Origin of the sequence: Peribacillus frigoritolerans (genome assembly GCF_004358755.1) — a bacterium.
GTDB lineage: Bacteria > Bacillota > Bacilli > Bacillales > Bacillaceae > Bacillus_P.
This window is the reverse complement of sequence record NZ_SMZY01000004.1, coordinates 116,309-136,574: the sequence shown is the minus strand read 5'-3', so window position 1 is coordinate 136,574 and position 20,266 is coordinate 116,309. Positions and strand designations below refer to the sequence as shown.

General features: G+C 39.9%; 20 protein-coding genes and 1 pseudogene. 10 read left to right on the top strand and 11 right to left on the bottom strand.

The genetic code is table 11. The features are described from left to right. Positions 1–4 precede the first annotated feature (4 nt). Together E2R53_RS18350 and E2R53_RS18345 are read right to left on the bottom strand one after the other, a co-directional pair. Complete coding sequence (locus tag E2R53_RS18350) at positions 5–1,492, bottom strand: sodium:solute symporter family protein (RefSeq protein WP_133313216.1); 1,488 nt, start codon at positions 1,490–1,492, stop codon at positions 5–7. After that, positions 1,492–1,692 carry a DUF3311 domain-containing protein gene (locus E2R53_RS18345; RefSeq protein ID WP_133313215.1) on the bottom strand — a complete coding sequence of 67 codons (201 nt, stop codon included), beginning with the start codon at positions 1,690–1,692 and terminating at the stop codon, positions 1,492–1,494. The genes E2R53_RS18350 and E2R53_RS18345 overlap by 1 nt, the downstream gene beginning before the upstream one ends. Before the next feature lie 238 nt (positions 1,693–1,930). Here E2R53_RS18345 and E2R53_RS18340 point away from each other — a divergent pair, with 238 nt between their 5' ends. The 6 genes from E2R53_RS18340 (at position 1,931) to E2R53_RS18315 (ending at position 6,894) form a co-directional block, all read left to right on the top strand. Further along, positions 1,931–2,281: a flagellar basal body rod protein gene (locus E2R53_RS18340; RefSeq protein ID WP_133313214.1), complete on the top strand. Its 351-nt coding sequence runs from the start codon at positions 1,931–1,933 to the stop codon at positions 2,279–2,281. 21 nt (positions 2,282–2,302) lie between these two features. Next, on the top strand, positions 2,303–2,947 hold the full coding sequence (locus E2R53_RS18335) for a PspA/IM30 family protein (protein WP_133313213.1): 645 nt from the start codon (positions 2,303–2,305) through the stop codon (positions 2,945–2,947). A gap of 77 nt (positions 2,948–3,024) precedes the next feature. After that, positions 3,025–3,756 carry a cell wall-active antibiotics response protein LiaF gene (liaF, locus tag E2R53_RS18330; protein ID WP_133313212.1) on the top strand — a complete coding sequence of 244 codons (732 nt, stop codon included), beginning with the start codon at positions 3,025–3,027 and terminating at the stop codon, positions 3,754–3,756. After that, positions 3,753–4,793, top strand: a complete 1,041-nt coding sequence (locus E2R53_RS18325) for a sensor histidine kinase (RefSeq protein WP_133313211.1) — start codon at positions 3,753–3,755, stop codon at positions 4,791–4,793. The genes liaF and E2R53_RS18325 overlap by 4 nt, the downstream gene beginning before the upstream one ends. Then, entirely contained in the window at positions 4,786–5,418 is a 633-nt protein-coding gene (locus E2R53_RS18320; protein ID WP_133313210.1) for a response regulator transcription factor, read from the top strand. Before E2R53_RS18325 ends, E2R53_RS18320 begins: the two co-directional genes overlap by 8 nt. Positions 5,419–5,586: 168 nt before the next feature. Then, positions 5,587–6,894: a globin-coupled sensor protein gene (locus tag E2R53_RS18315; protein WP_133313209.1), complete on the top strand. Its 1,308-nt coding sequence runs from the start codon at positions 5,587–5,589 to the stop codon at positions 6,892–6,894. A 79-nt stretch (positions 6,895–6,973) separates the two neighbouring features. On the opposite strand, the pseudogene E2R53_RS18310 reads toward E2R53_RS18315, so the two are convergent. The 9 genes and pseudogenes from E2R53_RS18310 to E2R53_RS18270 form a co-directional block, all read right to left on the bottom strand. Further along, positions 6,974–7,561: pseudogene (locus E2R53_RS18310) on the bottom strand (bifunctional transcriptional activator/DNA repair enzyme AdaA). An 82-nt stretch (positions 7,562–7,643) separates the two neighbouring features. Continuing rightward, positions 7,644–7,859, bottom strand: coding sequence for an isocitrate lyase/phosphoenolpyruvate mutase family protein (locus E2R53_RS23655; RefSeq protein WP_286166315.1), 216 nt, complete (start codon positions 7,857–7,859; stop codon positions 7,644–7,646). 79 nt (positions 7,860–7,938) lie between these two features. Then, on the bottom strand, positions 7,939–9,234 hold the full coding sequence (locus tag E2R53_RS18300) for a hypothetical protein (protein WP_133313208.1): 1,296 nt from the start codon (positions 9,232–9,234) through the stop codon (positions 7,939–7,941). Positions 9,235–9,236: 2 nt separating this feature from the next. Then, the gene (locus tag E2R53_RS18295) at positions 9,237–9,923 is read right to left on the bottom strand and encodes a response regulator transcription factor (protein WP_133313207.1); all 687 of its coding nucleotides are present in this window, start codon (positions 9,921–9,923) and stop codon (positions 9,237–9,239) included. A 2-nt stretch (positions 9,924–9,925) separates the two neighbouring features. Further along, positions 9,926–10,708 (bottom strand): sensor histidine kinase, encoded by a 783-nt coding sequence (locus tag E2R53_RS18290; RefSeq protein WP_133313206.1) that lies wholly within the window; start codon positions 10,706–10,708, stop codon positions 9,926–9,928. Positions 10,709–10,773: 65 nt separating this feature from the next. Beyond that, positions 10,774–11,757: an ABC transporter ATP-binding protein gene (locus E2R53_RS18285; RefSeq protein ID WP_133313205.1), complete on the bottom strand. Its 984-nt coding sequence runs from the start codon at positions 11,755–11,757 to the stop codon at positions 10,774–10,776. Further along, positions 11,754–12,758, bottom strand: a complete 1,005-nt coding sequence (locus E2R53_RS18280; protein WP_133313204.1) for an ABC transporter ATP-binding protein — start codon at positions 12,756–12,758, stop codon at positions 11,754–11,756. The genes E2R53_RS18285 and E2R53_RS18280 overlap by 4 nt, the downstream gene beginning before the upstream one ends. 12 nt (positions 12,759–12,770) lie before the next feature. Beyond that, positions 12,771–13,691 (bottom strand): ABC transporter permease, encoded by a 921-nt coding sequence (locus tag E2R53_RS18275; protein WP_133313203.1) that lies wholly within the window; start codon positions 13,689–13,691, stop codon positions 12,771–12,773. A 19-nt stretch (positions 13,692–13,710) separates the two neighbouring features. Further along, positions 13,711–14,616 (bottom strand): ABC transporter permease, encoded by a 906-nt coding sequence (locus E2R53_RS18270; RefSeq protein ID WP_133313387.1) that lies wholly within the window; start codon positions 14,614–14,616, stop codon positions 13,711–13,713. A gap of 188 nt (positions 14,617–14,804) precedes the next feature. Here E2R53_RS18270 and E2R53_RS18265 point away from each other — a divergent pair, with 188 nt between their 5' ends. The 4 genes from E2R53_RS18265 (at position 14,805) to E2R53_RS18250 (ending at position 19,904) form a co-directional block, all read left to right on the top strand. After that, on the top strand, positions 14,805–16,388 hold the full coding sequence (locus E2R53_RS18265) for a glutathione ABC transporter substrate-binding protein (RefSeq protein ID WP_286166288.1): 1,584 nt from the start codon (positions 14,805–14,807) through the stop codon (positions 16,386–16,388). Between the two features lie 84 nt (positions 16,389–16,472). Then, a complete protein-coding gene (locus E2R53_RS18260; RefSeq protein ID WP_133313202.1) occupies positions 16,473–17,732 on the top strand; it encodes an amidohydrolase family protein in 1,260 nt (419 codons plus the stop codon). After that, entirely contained in the window at positions 17,704–18,942 is a 1,239-nt protein-coding gene (locus tag E2R53_RS18255) for an amidohydrolase (RefSeq protein ID WP_133313385.1), read from the top strand. Before E2R53_RS18260 ends, E2R53_RS18255 begins: the two co-directional genes overlap by 29 nt. Then, entirely contained in the window at positions 18,939–19,904 is a 966-nt protein-coding gene (locus E2R53_RS18250; RefSeq protein WP_133313201.1) for a DMT family transporter, read from the top strand. The genes E2R53_RS18255 and E2R53_RS18250 overlap by 4 nt, the downstream gene beginning before the upstream one ends. Positions 19,905–20,266 lie beyond the last annotated feature (362 nt).

Sequence of the window (20,266 nt, the reverse complement as noted above, 5' to 3'; positions counted from 1 at the left end):
TCTGTTAAGCGCCTTTTCTTATAGCTTCATGCTCATTTTTCTTATGAAAAAGATAATTGAAAACATGGTTTGTTTTTGCTGAAAAAATCGGATTTAAGATGAATAGTGTCAGGAAGTTGGCTGATAATCCCCAGAAGCCTTCATAAACTCCAAACGATAGGCCTGTACCATATACTGTGAATGTTACTGCTAATCCAACAAGCAGACCGATAATGGTTGCTTCTTTCGTCTGCTTTTGCCAGAAGAGGCTGAGTACGATTGCAGGGAAGATCTGAACCATCCCGGAAACACCAAGCAGCTGCAGTGATACAAGAGCTGTCGGAAATAATAACCCGAAGATTAAGGCTAAACCGATGACCAGAAATACCATACTTCTTGTGATTAGTGTAAGCTTTGCAGGCTTTACATTAGGATTGATTAAATCTCTATAGATATTATTGGCGAATAAATTCGATGCGCCAATAGCCATAATGGAACACGGAATGAGAGAAGCAAGGGCAATGGTTGAATAGGCAAGGCCCTGTGCTACCCCGCCATAGGATGTCTGAATCAGCGTCAGCAGTGCAAAACGCGGATCCGTATCTCCGGGAAGGACAAGGAATGCAATGAATCCCAAGAAGATGACAAGGATTAAAACAACATTATATAAAGGCAAAAAGATCGAATTTTTGCGAATGGCATCTGCACTTTTTGCTGTAAATACACCTGTAGCAGCATGCGCCCACATGAACAGAGCAAGAGAAGAAACAATGGCCGCACTTGAGAACCACATTAATCCTTTTGGTCCTGATTCAGGAATCGTTAAAAGCTGAGGCGCCTCTGTCACCACTTTATCAATCATCGGTGTCCATCCCCCGAAGTGAATGATAGGAAGAGATGCAACCATGAAAAGCATGATCGCCCATACAAGAACATCTTTAATAATGGCTGTGTAAGTTGGACCTTTGATCCCGCTGAAAAATGTGTACAGTGCAACTAAGAAAAAAGAGGTAATGACAACCACTGTTACATTGATATAACCAGTACCTGCAACACGTAAAGTATCCATTATGCCGCTTAGCTGTAAATCAATATAAGGAATCAGCATAAGTACGCCTACGATGGCAATTAACGATGAAAGCAGCTTGCTGTCAAAGCGCTCGCGTGCATAGTCGGCAAGTGTTGTCAGCTGAAATTCTTTTGCCACCTTCCAAAGCTTTGGAAGAAAAAAATAAGCGATAAAGTATGCCAGAACAGAATAAGGAATAGCGAAAAAGGCAATGCTTCCGGCCTGAAATGCTGTACTGGTTAAACCTAGAAAAGTATAAGCAGTATATAGATCGGCACCTACTAAAAACCAGACAAGCAGTCCTCCAAATTTTCTGCCGCCAACCGACCACTCTTCAACAGAGCTTCTTGAAGCTTTATCACGTCCGGCTAAAAAACCGATTAAAACAACCGTTAAAATGATGAAAATTGTAATACTGAGTGCTGTAACATTACCTTGCTGCATTATTCAAGACCTCCCTGATTCTTTTGAATTCTAAAGATTCCCCACGTGCACAAAGGAGTCAGGGCGATCCACAGGAAAAGCCAGAAGTGCAGGAATGGCAGCCCGAGAATGATCGGATCAATCCTGTTTACGAAAGGAAGCAAGATAATCTGTAAAAATGGGATAAAAATAAGGATTCCAATTAAATATTGTTTTTTCACAAAAATGCCTCCTGTAATTTCATAGTTGAATGTTCATTATGATAACAAGGAAATAAGTATTGGACAAGAGGGAATTTTTAAAATTATGTAAAAATTTAATATATTAGACGAGATATTAAGGGGAATGCAGGTCTCATGGCCTGCTACGCCTCAGGTCTTAGTTCAAAATAAAGCTCAGGCTCGTTATGGGAAAACAGCAGGGAAGGTAGGATAGAGATATAGAAAGGAGGAACAGAAAATGAAAAAATTCGGTTTATTGATCGCAGGGGGTATTGCAGCCATAGTCCTGCTTGCAAATCTGGCCCCAATGCTTGCGCTGGCCATCAGTCTGGTGATCCTCTATTACTCGTATAAAGGATTCATGAAGACGGATTCAACTGGAATGAAAGTTTTCTGGGCAATCGCCGGAATCATTGCCTTATGTGCATCGGCATCGAATCTTCCAGCCGTACTTGGCGCAGTCGCAGCTTACATCCTATATGTTGTCTATAAAAAGTGGAACAACAAAGAAAAGTCATCGTTTAAAGAATCAAACGACCCATTCACTAATTTTGAAAGACAATGGGAAGAAATGAAAAAAAACCAATAACAGAAAGAGGAGTGGAAATAAATGAGCAATTTATTTACAAGAATCAAGGAAACAATCACTGCAGATTTTCACGAAATACTGGATCAAAAAGAACAGAAGAATCCAATCGCTATGCTGAATCAGTACTTAAGAGAATGTGAACAGGAAACAGATAAGGTCCGCAAGCTCGTGGAAAGACAGTATTTATTAAAAGAAGAATTCACCCGCGAATTTAAGGAAGCAGAGCACCTTACTGAAAAACGCAAGCGACAGGCAGAAATTGCAGCACAAGCCGGCGAAACAGAACTGCACGAATTTGCAGTGAGAGAACATGACCAATATCAGGAGCGGACAGTAAGACTGAACGAGTCTCTCAAAGAAGTAACCCTTCAATTAGAAGATCTTGAACGCAAGTATGAAGAAATGAAGCATAAACTAAAGGACATGTATATCAAGCGCATGGAACTGATGGGCCGTGAAAATACAGCCCGCGCCTCTCACCGCATGAACAAAGTATTAGACAGCAGCAGCTATTCAGCCGGTTCTTATGGACGCTTTGACGAGATGGAAAACTATCTGGACCGCTTAGAGCACCAGGTCAACACAGGCTATCACCGCAATACAATTGATGGAAGAATTGCACAGCTTGAAAAAGAACTTAAAAAAGAAGATTCTATTGCACAATAAAAACATGGTATTCTAAAGAAGGCGTAGATTTCTGCGCCTTTTTAAGGCAAATTCAGGACGAAAGGAGGTAAGCCCATATGCTCAAAAAAGCGAACGCTGATATGATGACCTATATATTGCTCATTGGAATCGTTCTGTTAATGCTTGAAGTCCTGTTTGATCATGGCGGGCTTATCTTTTTTCTGATTTTCTCATCGATCTGCATCTATCTTGGGAAAAAACGCCTTGCCAGAAAAACGGGGAAACTGCTCTTTTGGTTTGGGTTAATCAGTTTAATTATCACAGTCATGAATTTATGGGCGGTCAAATTTCTGATTTTCGCATTCGCCATTTATTTATTGTTTCAATACCGTCAATCTAAAAAAACACCTGCGGTTATTACACCTGAAATAAAAGAGTCGATTTTACTGAAAAAAGAAGATGTCCTTTATAAAAAGCCATTGTTCAGCAACAATGTTTTTGGTCAGCAGACTTCTGCTGAAGAAATTTATGAATGGAATGATATTAATATCCAAAGCGGAATCGGGGATACAATTATTGATCTCAGCAATACCGTTTTGCCGAAGGAAGAATGCATCATTGTGATCCGGAATGTTATCGGAAATGTGAAAATCCTTCTCCCATATGAGCTTGATGCAGCGTTTCAGCATTCTTCATGGGCCGGAGCTGTATCCATCTTTGAACATCGAGAGCCAAAGGTCTTTAATCAAGTTGTTTCGTATCAGACAAAAGGCTACGAGGATGCCGTGCAAAAGGTAAAAGTGGTGACATCTTCGATTGTTGGTGATTTAGAGGTGAAAAGGATATGAGCAGCATTTTTCGCCAAATGGCTTTAGGTGCAGCCATTTCTTTTTCTGTTCTCGTCTTCTTATCTGTCAGTTTTTTTGTCATGTTTCCACTGAATGACTGGAGCATCTTATGGCAAAGCGAAATGCTTGATCTTCCTTTTATCTATGTCATTCCTGCAGTCAGTCTGCTGATAGGCATGTTTCTTGGCCTGCTCTCGGGTATATTTTTGCGAAGCGATATTGTTCAGCTGTCAGATGGACTTTCACAGCTTGCGCAGGGAAAATTCACAGATGCCTCTTTTAACCGAAAGTCAGGAGAATTTGAAAAGATCTGGCAGCATCTGCGCAATCTTCAAAAGCATATGACAGAGCAAACAAAGCTTTCTCAAAAGCTCGCAAATGAAAAAGCAGAAGAACAGGAGAAACGCATACAGAAAATCGTTTCCGAAGAGCGCAACCGGCTTGCAAGGGAGCTTCATGATTCAGTCAGTCAGCAGCTTTTTGCCGCATCGATGATGATGTCAGCCGTTAATGAATCAGCAGATCATCGCAGCGAAGCAGAAAATAAACAATTAAGTATGGTTGAGCAGATGATTCATCAATCCCAGCTTGAAATGAGGGCTCTGCTCCTGCATCTCAGACCGGCAGCCCTCAAGGGAAAAACGCTCAATGAAGGGATGCAGGAACTCTTAGAAGAGCTGCAGCAGAAGGTTCCGATGGAGATTTCATGGAAAATGGAAGAAATGAAGCTTGATAAAGGAATTGAAGATCACCTTTTCCGCATCCTGCAGGAATGTGTTTCAAATACACTTCGCCACTCAAAAGCAGAAACACTTGAAGTGCTTTTTATTGAACGGGATGATTTGATTTTGCTTAGAGTAATGGATGATGGCGCAGGATTTAAAGTCGATGCTGCCAAAACAGGAAGCTATGGCCTGCAGAATATGCACGAGAGAGCAGCCCTGCTTGGTGGCACGATGAAAATAGTGAGCTTCCCCGGAAAAGGAACGAAGCTTGAAGTGAAAATACCAGTTGTAAGGGGTGAGAATAATGATTAAAGTCTTATTTGTAGATGATCATGAAATGGTGCGGATTGGTGTTTCCTCCTATTTAGCCGCTCAAAGCGACATTGAAGTAGTGGGTGAAGCCGATAACGGCTTTAAAGCAATCGAACTTGCTCTCGAACTCCGTCCTGATATTATCTTAATGGATCTTGTCATGGAAGGAATGGACGGGATTGAAGCAACGAGACAAATCATTGAGAAATGGCCTGAAGCGAAAATCATTATTGTCACAAGCTTTCTGGATGATGAAAAAGTGTATCCTGCCCTTGAAGCAGGTGCAACAAGCTATATGCTGAAAACATCCAAAGCAAGCGAGATCGCAAATGCAGTCCGGAATACATTCCATGGGCAATCTGTTCTTGAACCGGAGGTCACTGGGAAAATGATGATGAAAATGCGTCAAAAACCTGTTCACCACCCTCATGACGAACTGACGGCACGGGAAATGGAAATTTTGCTGCTCGTTGCAGAAGGAAAAACAAATCAGGAAATTGCCGATGAATTATTTATCGCATTAAAAACAGTGAAAACACATGTCAGCAATGTCTTAAGCAAGCTAGACGTGCAGGACCGCACACAAGCAGTCATTTATGCTTTTAAACATTCCCTTGTTCAATAAAGCTTGCAGGGGTAGATAGAGTGAGGATAAAGGGCAGATCGCAAAAGATTTGCTCTTTTTTATTGTTTTCGGGACTTTAGTTTTATTTTTTTCTGCCGATAGTAGGAATAGAATGTCGTTTTTATAGATTGAACGTTTTTTAACTAATTGAAAATAAGGGGTACTTAGATGCTGACACTTTTCTCAAAAAAACAACCGGCAGAAACATTCAATCCTGTCATGGGATTTCCTGAAGATAAACATATGGTAGTTGTTGAAGATAAAGAATTGTCTTCGAGGCTTGCATACATGGGTTATACCAATGAACAGCTCGAAACATTAAAGGAGCTGAAGCCTGTTGTCATGCCTATCCTTGATGAACTCCTTGAAACAGTGCTGAATCACTTATACAAGCAGCCTGTGCTAAGCAGGATTGCTGGAGATCATTCCACAAGAGCACGCTTAAAAGCTGTGTTTGTTGATTATTTTAAAAGCCTGCTGAGCGGTGAAATGGATGAACGCTTTTTTGAAATGAGAAACCGCATCGGAGGAACACATAACAGAGCTCACTTGCCTGTTACATGGTTTTTGGCAACATATTCAGCAATCAGTGCTCTGCTGATTCCAAAGGTCGTTCAGGTGCTTCAAACTGAGCCGGAAAAACTCTCTGTGGCACTGCTTGCAATCACTCATGCGATCAATCTCGATTCACAGCTTGTTGTGGATCAATATATGCAAAAAAGAATGAATGAGCTGAACGAGCTGAATGAAGAAAATGTTAATCTTCAAAGGGAGCTTTCTTCCATCAGCCAGGAAATGGCGGCATCTGTCCAGCTTACAGATTCGACTATGAATGAGACAAGCTCAAAGGCCGAACAAATCCGGGAAGAAATACAATCGACTCAAAAAAGCAGCAAAAACCTTCTGAACTTGACGAACAAAAACGAAGAGCAAATGGACGAAATGGTTTCGGCGTTTGGAGAGGTTATTGCAAAAGTGGAAAGCTCACTTGAGGGAATTGGAGACCTCAAAGGCATTTCGGACAAAATAACAAGAATGACAAAAGAAATTGAAGGAATTGCTGACCAGACAAACCTGCTGGCATTAAATGCTTCCATTGAAGCGGCACGCGCAGGCGATCACGGAAAGGGATTCGCCGTTGTAGCAAGCGAAGTCAGAAAGCTTGCAGAGGATTCCAAAAGAACAAGCAATGAAATCAACGCCCTAATCTCAAACAGCAACAAGCATATGGACACAATCGTCACCATCATGAGTTCTATGAATGAGTCCACTCAAACCTCTCAATCTCAAATCCAGCAAGTGCGGAGCGGGCTTGTCACAGTAAAGATGGAGATGGAGAATTACATGGAGATGTTCAGCAGAAACACAGTCGATCTGGATGCGATTGTTGATTCCATTCAGGAAATCAATAAAACAACAGAGAGCCTGTCGGACCTGGCCAACGTTTTACTGCAAAAAGCGGAGAGACAGCTATAAATTTCATATCAATTCTATTCAATCAAAAGGCTTTACCTGAAAAAGGCAGAGCCTTTTAATTTTGGTTCCTTCAATGACTTTAATTGTAAAGTTTTCGATATTCACATGGCGAACAATTTTTCAAACGGCGAAATACCTTGTAAAAATTTGAAGGACTTTGGAATCCAGTTTCAAAGCAAATATCCAGATTATTTTTGTCCGTGCTTATCGGAAGATGGGCAGCCTTGTCGACTCTTATAGTTTCCAAATAGGATCGTGGATTTTCAGCCGTTTCTTGTTTGAATAGCCGTTCGAGATAAAACGGACTTACTCCTGTATGTTCTGCAATATCCTGTAATTGGAGCTTTTGATTATAATTGTTTACCATGAAAGCAATAACCTTTCTGACAAGTACAAGATGAGGAGAGTGTTCTATTTCTGGCTGACACCTCTTGCAGGCACTGAATCCGGCATGTTCTGCACTTAATAAGTCATTGTAAAATTCACATTTTTTTTTTAGGTTTTTTGGATCGAAAAGAAGGACGGCAATAAATTTAAGTTGTTTTCACTGCCATAAAAAAAACCTATCATAGGTTTGATCACAAGCAATGATTTTCTCCCACTTTTCTTCAAAAGAAAGGTTAACACCCGGCACGATAGGACACCCCGCCTCAAGGTTATTTATCATATAAGTGTGCAGTATCGCTACACTCTAATAAGTGAGCAGCATTCATCTCTAATAAAGACATCATTTTGTCAGATAGTGCATTTCAGAAGCTAAGCTTAGTACCATTCGTTAGCCCAGGTAAAGATAAAATATTAAGCGGAGCGTTTACATGAAAGACAATTTCCTTTATTTCTTCATCTGCTGACAATCCGGGAACAAAAATTCCGCTGGTTCCGCTTTCTGCGTATGCCTTTGCCCGATCGATTGTTTCCAAAAGAGGATGTTCCTTTTGGAGATACGTATCGATTCTGGCATTTATATAAAACCCTTCAAAGCCAGCAAACTTCTTTAAGAGTATGGGGCTCAGAGATGCTGAATCTTAATTATTTCCACGATAATCATACTTTAGCTTTATTCATTACAATATAAAGGAAGACCAATATACTTGCTGTGAAAAAGCTGATCCAGATGGAGAAAATGGAAGATTGATAAAAAAGGGATATTGTTCCGGCAGTCCATCCTGCTAAAGAGCAGTACGGCAAGTAAGCGGGAATTTCCTTTCGGTAGAAAATAACTGCTGCCATTGTTGGGATAATCGATGCATAGACTTGCCCAAAAAAGAAAATGAGCTCAAGTAAATTGGGAGACAGAAGAGAACTAATTGCAAACAGCGACAGAGAGAGAATACCTGCAGCGATGTAAGTATTTTTAAGCTGGGTATGTTCGTTCCAGTTAAATTTGTCAGTAAGCATATTTCGGATAATCATAATAGATGTTGCATGCAGTTCGGCGCCAACTGTAGATGCTAGAGCACTGAAGCAGCAGCCGATAAATAGCAATAATAAAAATAATGAGTCCATTTTATCAATGAGCTGGAAGAGTACTGAATAAAGATTTTCATATCCTTGGCTGAAAATTGCTATGACAATCATTCCGGAGAAGGCAATGGGAATGGTTGCCCAAATAATGCCTGCCATCATGAATGTTGTTCTGATTTTATTTTTTTCAATAATGTAGAGTCGCTGCCAGCTGGCTCTATCTATCAAGACCTGCCCAAATCCAATTAATAGAGCAGTCAGGACAAAGGGGGTGACAGAGCTGTTTTTCAGAAATAATAAGTAGGGATGGTAGAGATGAAGTCCATCATAAACAGGAAAAATCCCTTCTTGGATAAAAAAATAAACGGGTATTAGAATAATAGCAGCAAAAATAAGGGAAATATGTACCCCCTCAAATTGATGGATTTTCTTCATACCGCCAATTCCGCCCAGTAAAAAGCAGTATACAAAAAAAATGAACAGCCCAACAAAAACAGGAATGTCGAATAGCAAATGAAGCAATATACCTGCCCCAAGGGACTGTATAAAGAGGGAGTCAATACTTGTAATCAATAAGACTGTCATGACAAACCAGTAGGAATTTCCCTTGAGCCTTGTCGTTAAGACATCGCCAATTGTCATGGCATCTGGAAAGCGTTCTCGTATAATCGGGGCAATCCAGCCAAAAGAAAAGAGAGCAAAGGCACCCATTAATGCGTAGCCCACACCTCCTAAAAGTCCATATTTAACAAGTGTTTCTGGTGATGAAAGAATGGTATTGCCTGTAATCCATCTCGCTAAAAGAGAAACGACGCCATATGCAATCCCGAATTTAATGCCTCCTTGAATATAGTGATGATAGACTCCCTGCTTCATAATTAAACCTTCTCTCTAAGCCTGTATTCTCTCGGTGATAAACCAGTCTGTTTTTTAAATAAAACGCTAAAATAATGCTGGCTATTAAATCCGCACTCTTCTGAAATAGAAGATATGGATTTCTCTGATTCCTGCAGTAATTGTTTCGCCATATCAATTCGATAGTCATTTAGATATTCAGAGAAACTGATTTTCATTTCTTCGTGAAACTTCCTGCTTAAATAGGCACTGTTGATATGGATTTGATTCGCCAGAAAGGAGAGGGAGAGTTTTTGGCTATATTGTTCATGGATGATATTTATTGCTTCTTGAATGATGTGTGATTGAACATCCGAATGCTGATAGTTCTCTAACACCTTGCACAGCTCTTCTTCAATAATCGGCTTGGTAATATAATCTTTTGCTCCTAATCGAATGGAAGCTTGTGCATAATCAAAAGATTGATAGGCGGTTACCATTACGATGTCAAGTTTTTTTAGCCTTTTTAATTCTAGACCTAGTTCAATGCCGGACTTTCCTGGCAGCTGAATATCCAGTAGAGCAAGTGAAATAGGATATTCATTCATTACTTTTATAGCTTTTGATGCATCAATTGCTTTATGGATAGTCCAATAAGGAAAACGGTGCTGTATGATATATTCGAGTTGTTCTAGTTCAAGAGGTTCATCATCGACAAGCAGTATATGCATATTTAACTCTCCTTTTGGAAATTATAGCGGTTTTCTATCAATAATTTTGGCCAGAGAGTTTGAACGTTTGTCCCATGCTCTTCTCGCTGCAGTTTAAGATAGGTCTGTTCTAGCGGGAACAGCATTTGCAGCCTTTTTTGAATATTAAATAGACCTAAGCCTATTTCATCGTCTTCCTGATAAGATGCGTAATCAACTTCAGGAGAAGAGGTATTCCATACATCTAATTGAATATGTTCGTTTTCTTCTTGAATAGAGATGATTAATTTGACACTGCCGGGTGTCTTTTCCAATCCATGTTTAAAAGAATTCTCAACAAGAGTTTGCAATAAGAAAGGAGGGATAAGGGCGCTTAAAACCTCATTCTCAGTTTTCCATATGATTTCAAGTCTTTCTCTGAATCGGATTTTTTGAATATCCAGATAGTACTGTGTGTATCTTGCTTCCTCTTCAATCGTGATGAAAGGCTCTGTTTCTTTGTATTTGAATTTTAAGTATTTAGAGAGAACTTCGATGGAGGAAATAAGTTCTTCTCTTCTGTTTAATCTTGCTAAACTAAGGATAACATTCAGTGTATTAAAAAAGAAATGCGGCTGTATTTGACGGCTAAGCTGATTGTATTTTGCTTCTTGAAGCTCCTGTTTCAGCATTAACTCTGTTTTTTCCTTTTTTAATTGATCTAATCTTTTCTCAAAAATGAATAAGAACAATAAGCTAAAAGCCCCGAGTAAAGGGGCTAAAACACAAATCATGATATAGAAGGAAAAGGACTCAAGTGTAATCATTGTAAGACTCCCCGAACTAATTATGTATCTATTCTAGTAGAAAAAGAAGATTCTGAAAACATCTATTAAACGTAATGACAGCGGGAAAAATGACCATCTTTTCCAATCATAGGGGGGAGTTCAGCTATACATAGATCTGTTGCTAAAGGACAGCGAGTATGGAATTTGCATCCGGACGGCGGATTTAAAGGAGAAGGAACATCTCCTTTTAAAATGATTCTCTCTTTTTTCTTTGCTGAAACTTCTGCCACTGGAATTGCTGATAGTAATGCTTTTGTATAGGGATGCTGCGGCTCCTGAAACAATTGGTGTTTTGATCCTACCTCCACAAGCTTCCCTAAGTACATGACCATCACACGATCAGAAATATGTCTTACTACACTAAGATCGTGTGAAATAAATAGGTACGTTAATTGCAGCTCTTTTTGAAGCCGTTTTAATAAATTCAAAATTTGTGCTTGAATGGAAACATCGAGAGCAGAGACGGCTTCATCACAAATGATGATTTTAGGGTTAACTGAAAGCGCACGGGCGATGCCGATTCTTTGTCTTTGGCCGCCGCTGAATTCATGAGGTAAACGGTCTAATGAAGCAAGTGGAAGGCCGACATAATCCATGAGTTCTTTCATTCTTCGTTCTTGCTGTGATGGTGGAAGCACCTTCTGAATAGTCATTGCTTCTTTCAAAATTTTTCTTACGGTTTGACGCGGGTTTAATGATGCATATGGATCCTGAAAGATAACTTGAATATCACCTCTCATTTTTCTTAGGTCTCTTTTAGATAGACTGGTTAGGTCTATTCCATTATATTTAATGACTCCCTCAGTTGGTTTTTCCAGCTGCAGGATAGCACGGCCGGTAGTTGATTTTCCGCATCCCGATTCACCAACAATACTTAATGTTTCCCCTTCATAAAGGGTGAAGCTGATGTCATCAACTGCTTTTACTTCCTGTTTGGGCTGAAACAGAGACTCACGTTTAACAGGAAAGTATTGCTTGAGTCCACTGATTTCTAATAATGGCTTTTTTACTGCTATCGCTTCTGTCATTTTGCCTTCACTCCTTTTTTTTGTGAGTCTGGGGTATAAAGGAAACAGCGAATTTGACTGCCATCCTCTAAAGTAGCAAGGGATGGTTCCTCATCATGGCATTGCGCTGTTGCCAGCGGACATCGAGGAGAAAAACGGCATCCCTTCGGCATATCGTATGGCGAAGGGACATTTCCTTTCATTGTTTGTAATTCTTCCTGATCTTCATACAGTTTAGGCAGAGAGGACATGAGACCGGTTGTGTATGGGTGTTTCGGGTTTGAAAATAGCTGTTCAGTTGTACTGTATTCAACGATCTGACCTGCATACATAACAGCAACTTTGTCACATAATTCAGCAACAACACCAAGATCATGAGTAATAAAAATAATGCCCATATTTAATTTCTTTTGAAGATCTTTCATTAATTCCAGGATTTGCGCTTGTATAGTTACATCTAGTGCTGTAGTCGGTTCGTCTGCAATTAATATCTCCGGATTACAAACTAGAGCCATTGCAATCATTACCCTCTGACGCATTCCGCCGCTTAACTGAAAGGGCTCCTGTTTTGCTCGTTTATCAGGAGAAGGTATCCCAACGAGATTCAGCATCTCAACCGCTTTTTTCCACGAGTCCTTTTTAGACAGCCTTTGATGAACGCGTATCGCTTCAGCAATTTGTTCTCCAACCCGTATGACTGGATTTAAAGAGGTCATTGGTTCTTGGAAAATCATCGAAATTTGATTTCCTCTCATCTGACGCAGCTCTTTCTCAGACATTTGTAAAATATCTTTCCCCTTAAAGTTAATTGTTCCATCAACAATTTTTCCCGGGGGAGAGGGGATAAGACGAAGGATGGAAAGCGATGTCATACTTTTTCCACAGCCTGATTCCCCTACAATCCCAAGGGTTTCCCCTTCATGCAGAACAAAATCAATGCCATCGACAGCTTTGGTAACGCCCTTTTTTGATGAAAAATAGGTTTTGAGATTATTTACTTTCAGCACAACTTTTTTATCCATACCTGATCACTCCTAATTTAACTCGATTCGTTTATTAAAGAATCGATATAAAATATCAACAAATAAGTTAACAAAAACGAAGACGAGGGAGGCAATAAGTACGCCGCCTTGTACCATTGGCAAATCCCTCATGCGTATGGAATCTACGATCATACGCCCGAGACCGTTTATGGCAAAAACGGATTCGATCAAAACCGTTCCGCCGAGTAAAGCGCCAAATTGAAGCCCTACTACAGTAATAACTGGTATAAGAGCATTTCGAAGTGCATGTTTATAAATAATGACATATCCTTTTAGCCCTTTCGCTTGTGCCGTACGAATATAATCCTTCCGCACAACTTCGAGCATGCTCGAGCGGGTCATTCTGGCTACGATTGCAGCGCCGCCTAACCCAAGGGTAAAAGCAGGTAATATAATGTGTAGAATACTGTCCCATCCTGCAACAGGCAATAGGTGAAGTTTAACGGAGAAAACATACATTAAGAGCATTCCAAGCCAGAAGCTTGGGAGAGAAATCCCTAATAAAGCTACAACCATGACAGTAATATCAGTAGGAGAGTATGGTCTTACTGCCGAGATAATACCTGCTGCCATTCCAAGGACAATGGTAATCAATATGCTGTAGAACGCTAATTCAATTGTAATAGGCAGTCTTGCAAGGACCTCTTGAAGGACAGGCTGCTGACTTTTTAATGATGTTCCCAAGTCACCTTGAAAGACATTGAGGATATAGTCGCCATATTGCATGTACAGAGGTCCATTTAGACCTAATTCTTCTCGTATTTGATTGATTGTTTCTTTTGATGCTCCTTCACCTGCAAGTAATACTGCTGGATCCCCTGGCACCATCTGCATAATTAGAAAAACAACGAGTGTTACTCCAAATATGACTGGGATTATTTCCAGTAATCTTCGAAAAATATAAAATATCACAATTTTCTCCTCCGGTTCATTATGATTTTAGCCGCGGATCCAAGGCATCGCGCAATCCGTCTCCAAATAAGTTAAACCCGAGAACAAGAACGGAAATGGCGAGCCCTGGGAATAATGCGATATATGGAGCACTGAACAGAAAATCTCTACCGCTGGATAGCATCGTTCCCCATTCTGGTGAAGGGGGCTGAGCTCCCAAGCCTAAGAAAGAAAGACCTGCGGCTGATAGAATAGCTGTTGCTAAGCGCAATGTTCCTTGAATGATGATAGGTGATAGGATATTCGGCAGAATATGCTTGAAAATTATTGTCCCATCATTTGCTCCCAATGAACGAATGGCGTCGATATATTCAAGTTTTTTTGTTTCAAGAGTAGAGCCTCTCACTACCCTTGCGAATAAAGGAACTGAAAATATTCCAACAGCAATCATGACATTTACTAGACTTGGTCCTAGCGCACTGATAATGGCAAGTGCTAATAGAATCCCAGGGAAAGCGAGCATAACATCTAAAATCCTGCTGATCATTGTATCAACCCAGCCGCCATAATATCCTGCTGCAAGTCCCATGATAATTCCGAAAAATGCCCCAAATGAAACTGCAGCAAATCCGATTCCCATGGATAATCTTGAACCATAGAGGATTCTTGCCATAATATCCCTTCCCTTATCATCTGTCCCCATCCAATGATCAAAGCTTGGCTGCTGAAGCTTTTTGTCTAATTGAATTTCAAATGGATCATGTGCAGCAAGGAGTGGAGCAAAAAGGGCAATTAAAATATAAAAAAGTATAATCGCCCCGCCGACTACGGCTGCTTTGTTCTTGGAAAAGATTTCCCAAAATTGTCGTAATCTTCCGATGAACAGTGTTGGGCCAGGTTCAGAAAAGCTTCTTTGTACCTCTTCAGCCTTTAGTTCTGTCGTCATCATGTGTCCCCCTCATAAAAATTTTTTGTATAACCTAAAGATAGTGGAAGCAGAAAGAAAAAAATAGACAATCTTTTAGAATTGTCAAAATAGTAAAAAAACAAGTAAAGATATTGCAAAAAATTCTGTGATTTCTTTTTTATAATGCAATTAAGCCTTGCAAACATAAAAAAGGAAGAAGGGGAAAAATGAGGAATTCAAGAAAACTTAAGAAGAGTATGAAAGGTCTTATGGTTCTATTCATCATCATGTCGATGCTTTTGGTGCAAGCATGTTCTACAGGCAATACTAGTAATGAAACAGCATCAAGTGATGAAAGCGGAAAGAAGAGAGGGGGGGTTCTAAAGGTCGTTCGATTATCTGATGCCACGAATCTGGATCCTCATTTTATTACGGATATTCCCTCGGCAAATGTTTTATATCAAAAGGTTTATGAAACATTGGTCACATTTGATAAGGACATGAAAATTGTTCCTGGATTGGCTAAAAGCTGGGAACAGACTGATGATATTACATGGGAATTCACTTTAAATGAAGGGATTACTTTCCACGACACCTCCAAGTTTAATGCAGATGCTGTAAAGAAAACCTTGGATCGTTTGATAGATCCAAAGACAGGCTCCCCTCAAAAGGATAAGCTCGGCATGATTAAGAAAGTGAACGTTCTTGATGAGTACAAGGTTCAAATCAAGCTTAGTACTCCATATGCCCCTCTCCTTTCGATTTTAGCCAGTAATGAAGGGAGTATTATAAGTCCCAAAGCAATTGAAGAAAGTTCAGATACCTTATCGAAAAAACCAGTTGGAACTGGACCTTTTAAATTTGAATCCTGGAAATCAGGCGAGTCCATTACCCTTGTAAAAAATGATAAATACTGGGGAGAGAAACCTATTATTAATGGAATTGAATTTGAAGTTGTTCCAGAGGATTCTACTCGTATTGCGATGGTTGAAACAGGAGAAGCGCATATCAATGATCAGGTGCCTGTAACGGAAATTGATAGAATTAATAACTCAGACACTCTTAACCTCTATCGGACAGAAGGACTGGCCGTTGAATACATTGGATTTAATACACAAAAAGCTCCTTTTGATAATGTGAAGGTACGCCAAGCGATTTCTTCTGCCATAGAAAGAGAAGCGATAATAAAAGGGGTTTACAACGGAGCAGGAACACTGGCCAATGCGGCAATGAGCCCAAAAGTGTTCGGATACAGCAAAGAAATAAAGCCATACGAGTATAATCCAAATAAAGCAAAAGATTTGCTGAAAGAAGCCGGCTTCAATGACGGATTGGAGTTAACGTTAATAACCAGTGACCGTAAAGAGAGAATTAACATGGCAGAGGTCATTCAGTCACAGTTAAAAGGGATTGGCGTTAAAGTAAATATTCAAGTATTAGAGTATGGAGCCTATATTGAAGCGGTGGATAAAGGTGAACAAGATATGTTTATTGGAGGGTGGGGAAATGCCACAGGAGATGGAGATTATAATCAGTATAACTTGTTCCACTCCGACTCTCATGGTTCTCCGGGAAATCATTTCTACTATACGAACAAAAAAGTCGATCAATTAATTGAACAAGCGAGAAAAGAAACAGATCCAGAAGTGAGAAAAAAGCTGTATGAGGAAGCGATGTCCATCGAAATGGACGACGCTGTGTACATTCCAATAAGAAACTACGAGCACATGGCCATATATAACAATGAAGTAAATGACTTCTGGCTTAATGCTGTCAACTATTTAATGGTAAATGACGTTACACTAGAGTAAGAGGAATAGGTGGCTCAGGCAAAAAAACGCTCCGGGTCACCATCCTTGGTTAATTGTAAAAATCAATATGGGGGGAACTTTACAGTGAATACATTTTGGCTGAAAAATGTAAGGCTTGAAACGGGTTTTAAAAAGGAAAATGGCACAGTTACCGGGACCGTTGCGCAAGAGTTTCATTTGAAAATAGAAAATGGAAAGCTAACGTCCATGACAGCAGATGAAAACGAGATGAAAAATTCTTTACCTGTTGTTGATGCAAAAGGAAAGCTCATGCTGCCATCCTTTCGTGAAATGCACATACATATTGATAAAACGTACTTTAGTGGTCCATGGAAAGCGTGTCGTCCAATTACAAATGGAATCTTTACCAGAATTGAGGAAGAAAAGGACTTGCTGCCAAAACAATTCCCATTTGCTCAAGAACGCGCAGAGAAAATGATTGAGCTGCTGCTGCAAAATGGCCATACACATATCAGAACACACTGTAATGTTGAACCGACATCTGGCCTGAAAAATCTTGAAATAACAATAAATGCGCTAGAAAAATATAAAAATTTCATAACCTATGAAATTGTTGCCTTCCCTCAGCACGGGTTATTGAGAAGCGGCTCTGTCCAATTAATCAGAGATGCAATGAAAAATGGAGCAACACATGTAGGCGGAGTGGATCCAGCGACAATCGACCGAAATATTGAAAAATCTTTGTGGACAACATTTGATATTGCGGCAGAACACAATGCAGGTATAGATATTCATCTCCATGAACCTAATTCATTAGGAGCCTTTACTTTTGAACGTCTTGCTGAATTTACGAAAGAAGCCAAAATGAAGGGGAAAGTGACAATCAGTCATGCCATTGCACTGGGTGATCTAGAAGGTCAGCCGCTCGTAGATATTATGAATGTTTTAAAAGAACAAGAAATTGATATTACAACTACTGTTCCGATAAATCGTCATACTATTCCAATTCCTGCATTAGATAAACATGGATTAAAAGTATCTGTTGGCCACGACAGTCTTACAGATCATTGGTCTCCATTTGGAACTGGGGATACAGTGGAAAAATTAAGTGTTTTAGCGGAACGTTTCCGTTGTATTGATGAATTTTCATTAAATAGATCTTGGAAATATGCCTCAGGCGGTATCACTCCTCTTAATGATGCAGGTGAACAAGTGTGGCCGAAAGTTGGGGACCAGGCAGACTTTATTTTAGTGGATGCAAGCTGTTCAGCTGAAGCTGTTGCAAGAAGAGCACGAATTGTTTCTGTCTATAAGAATGGGAATCAAGCAGATCAATCTTGCTTAGAAAGGAATGATGAACTTGAAATGGCTGAAGAACGTTAAATTAGAGGTGGGAAATCAGCTTAACGAAGATGGACTTATTGAAACGAAAACAGATCTATTCCATATTGGAATTAAAGAGGGAAAAATTATGGAGCGGCTGCACCATACCGAAAGTATCTCAGAACAGGCAGAAGTGATTGATGCAAACGGATTACTTGCGATTCCAACCTTCAAGGAAATGCATAATCATTTGGACAAAACCTATCTATCTTTGGATTGGAAGGCTTGCAGGCCAGTAAAGAATCTAAATGAACGGCTCCATTTTGAAGCGCAGGAACTAAAAGAACTTGCACCAACAGCAAAGCAACGGGCAATGAGCATGATTGAAATGATCTTATCCAAAGGCTCAACCCACATCAGAACGCATGTTAACATCGATCCCTATATTGGTCTGAAAAATTTAGAAGGTGTTCTTGAAGCACTAGAAGAGTTCAAAGGTGTGATTACCGCTGATGTCATTGCTTTTCCGCAGCATGGATTATTAAGAGATGATGTTCCGCAGTTAATGAGAAAAGCGATGAGAAATGGAGCTACAATGGTCGGAGGACTGGACCCTGCTGGAATCGACCGCTCGATTGAGAAATCCTTATACGAAACAATGGAAATTGCTTCAGAGTTTAACGCAGACGTTGATATTCATTTACACGATGGAAGAAACGTAGGAACCTATACAATTGATAAGTGGATGGATTACGTTGAAGAAGCGAATTGGCAGAACCGCTCTGCTATTAGCCATGCTTTCTGTATCGGAGAGGTTCCTGAAGCTCAGCAAAGAGCACTTGCAGAACGCTTAAGGGAAAATGGTGTCTCAATTATGTCAACCATTCCTCTTACAAAATCTTTACCGCCAATCGAGCTTTTAGATGCTCATGGCGTAGATGTCCACTTTGGCTGTGATGGTTTTTATGATTCATGGAGTCCTCATGGGAATGGAGATGTGCTCGAGAAGGTTCAAAAATATGCACAAATTAGCCGCAGAATTGATGAGGTGTCGCTTCGGAGCACGTTAAAGTGGGCAACGGGAGGCGTAACAGCGTTAACAAATAAAGGAGAATATCTGTGGCCGAAAGCTGAAGATAAAGCAAATTTCATTTTCATAGAGGCTGCTTCCTCAGCAGAAGCAGTTGCAAGACGTCCAGATAGGAAAGCCATCATGATAAATGGGGAAATTGTATACGGCACGTTAAGTAAATTAGAGTATACAGTATGAAGCATATTCTGATGAGAAAGCCCATGTTCATCTATATGGGCCTTCTTTTTTGTGTCATTTGCTGGGGCAGTAACTTTATCTTTGGAGCAATCCTGGTAAACTATTTCCGTCCAATGGAAATTGCATTCATACGGCTCCTTTTCATCAATCTCTTTTTATTTATCATTTTGTTTAAAGGTGTTGCATCTCATCAGCCACATAAAAGGGCTGTCATATTTCTTATGATGATCGGATTCATTGGTGTTACATTAAATCATTGGAGTTTCTATGCAAGTTTAACCAAAGCAGATCCTGTTACAGCGGCACTTATCTTAGCGACTGCACCCATTTTCACCGCGTTTATTAACTATTTATTATTTAAGGAAGCAAAGAATATCTTCTTTTGGGCTTGGAGTATGCTTAGTTTTGCAGGTGTGACTCTGGTTATCATGAAAAAAAATTCTATTGAAATTGGTGCAGGAGAGGGATACATCTTTCTTACTATGTTATCTTTTTCTGTTTTTATGGTTATGGTTGAAAGATACGCAAACAGTTTCTCTTCTGGAATCATAACCTTTTACTCTAGCTTTTTTGGCATGGTATTCATGACAGTTGCCCTTCCATTCTCGGACGTCAGCCTAACGAGAACTGCACCGGCAGGTATGTGGTTATTGCTCATAGTGACCGGCATTATCATGCATGGAATCTGTCCGCTTATTTGGAATCATTGTATTTCCAGGGTCGGTTCTACCAATGCATCACTGCTATTAAATATGGAGCCATTTATTGCAATGATAGCAGGTTATCTGATTTTAAAAGAAACGGTAAGTTCCATCCAATTTATTGGATCGTTGCTGATCATTACAGGGGTTGCTATGGCGATACAGTCGAATAAACGGAATGCCTTAGTAGCGGGAGACGGCATGAGCAAAGAGTTTTTAAGTAATCTTGGAAAAAAAAGAGACAAACCTCTTAAACTTTAAATTGAAATAAAGGCTGCGGGTATGCTTGCCTGCTGCATTTCGACGTTCACGGCTTTTATGGTATTTGGAGCTCCAAGGCTGCTTGCAATAGAATCAGTTAGTATCCTCTTGTGGTTCCTGCCGACAATTGTGATTACGCCTTTAATCATCGGATTATCGATTTATTACGAAAAAAATTTATAAAGAAGGCTGCTTAAAAAGAACAGAGGGGCATGGTCCCCTCTGTTTCTTTTTAATTTTAAATACAAAGGAATACAACAAAAAAGCACACAAAACAAATTCTTTACTCCACGTTAATATGCGCTTAACATTGTGGTTTTATATTGTATTTGTAAGGTAAATCACGAAACGGGGAGAAAAAA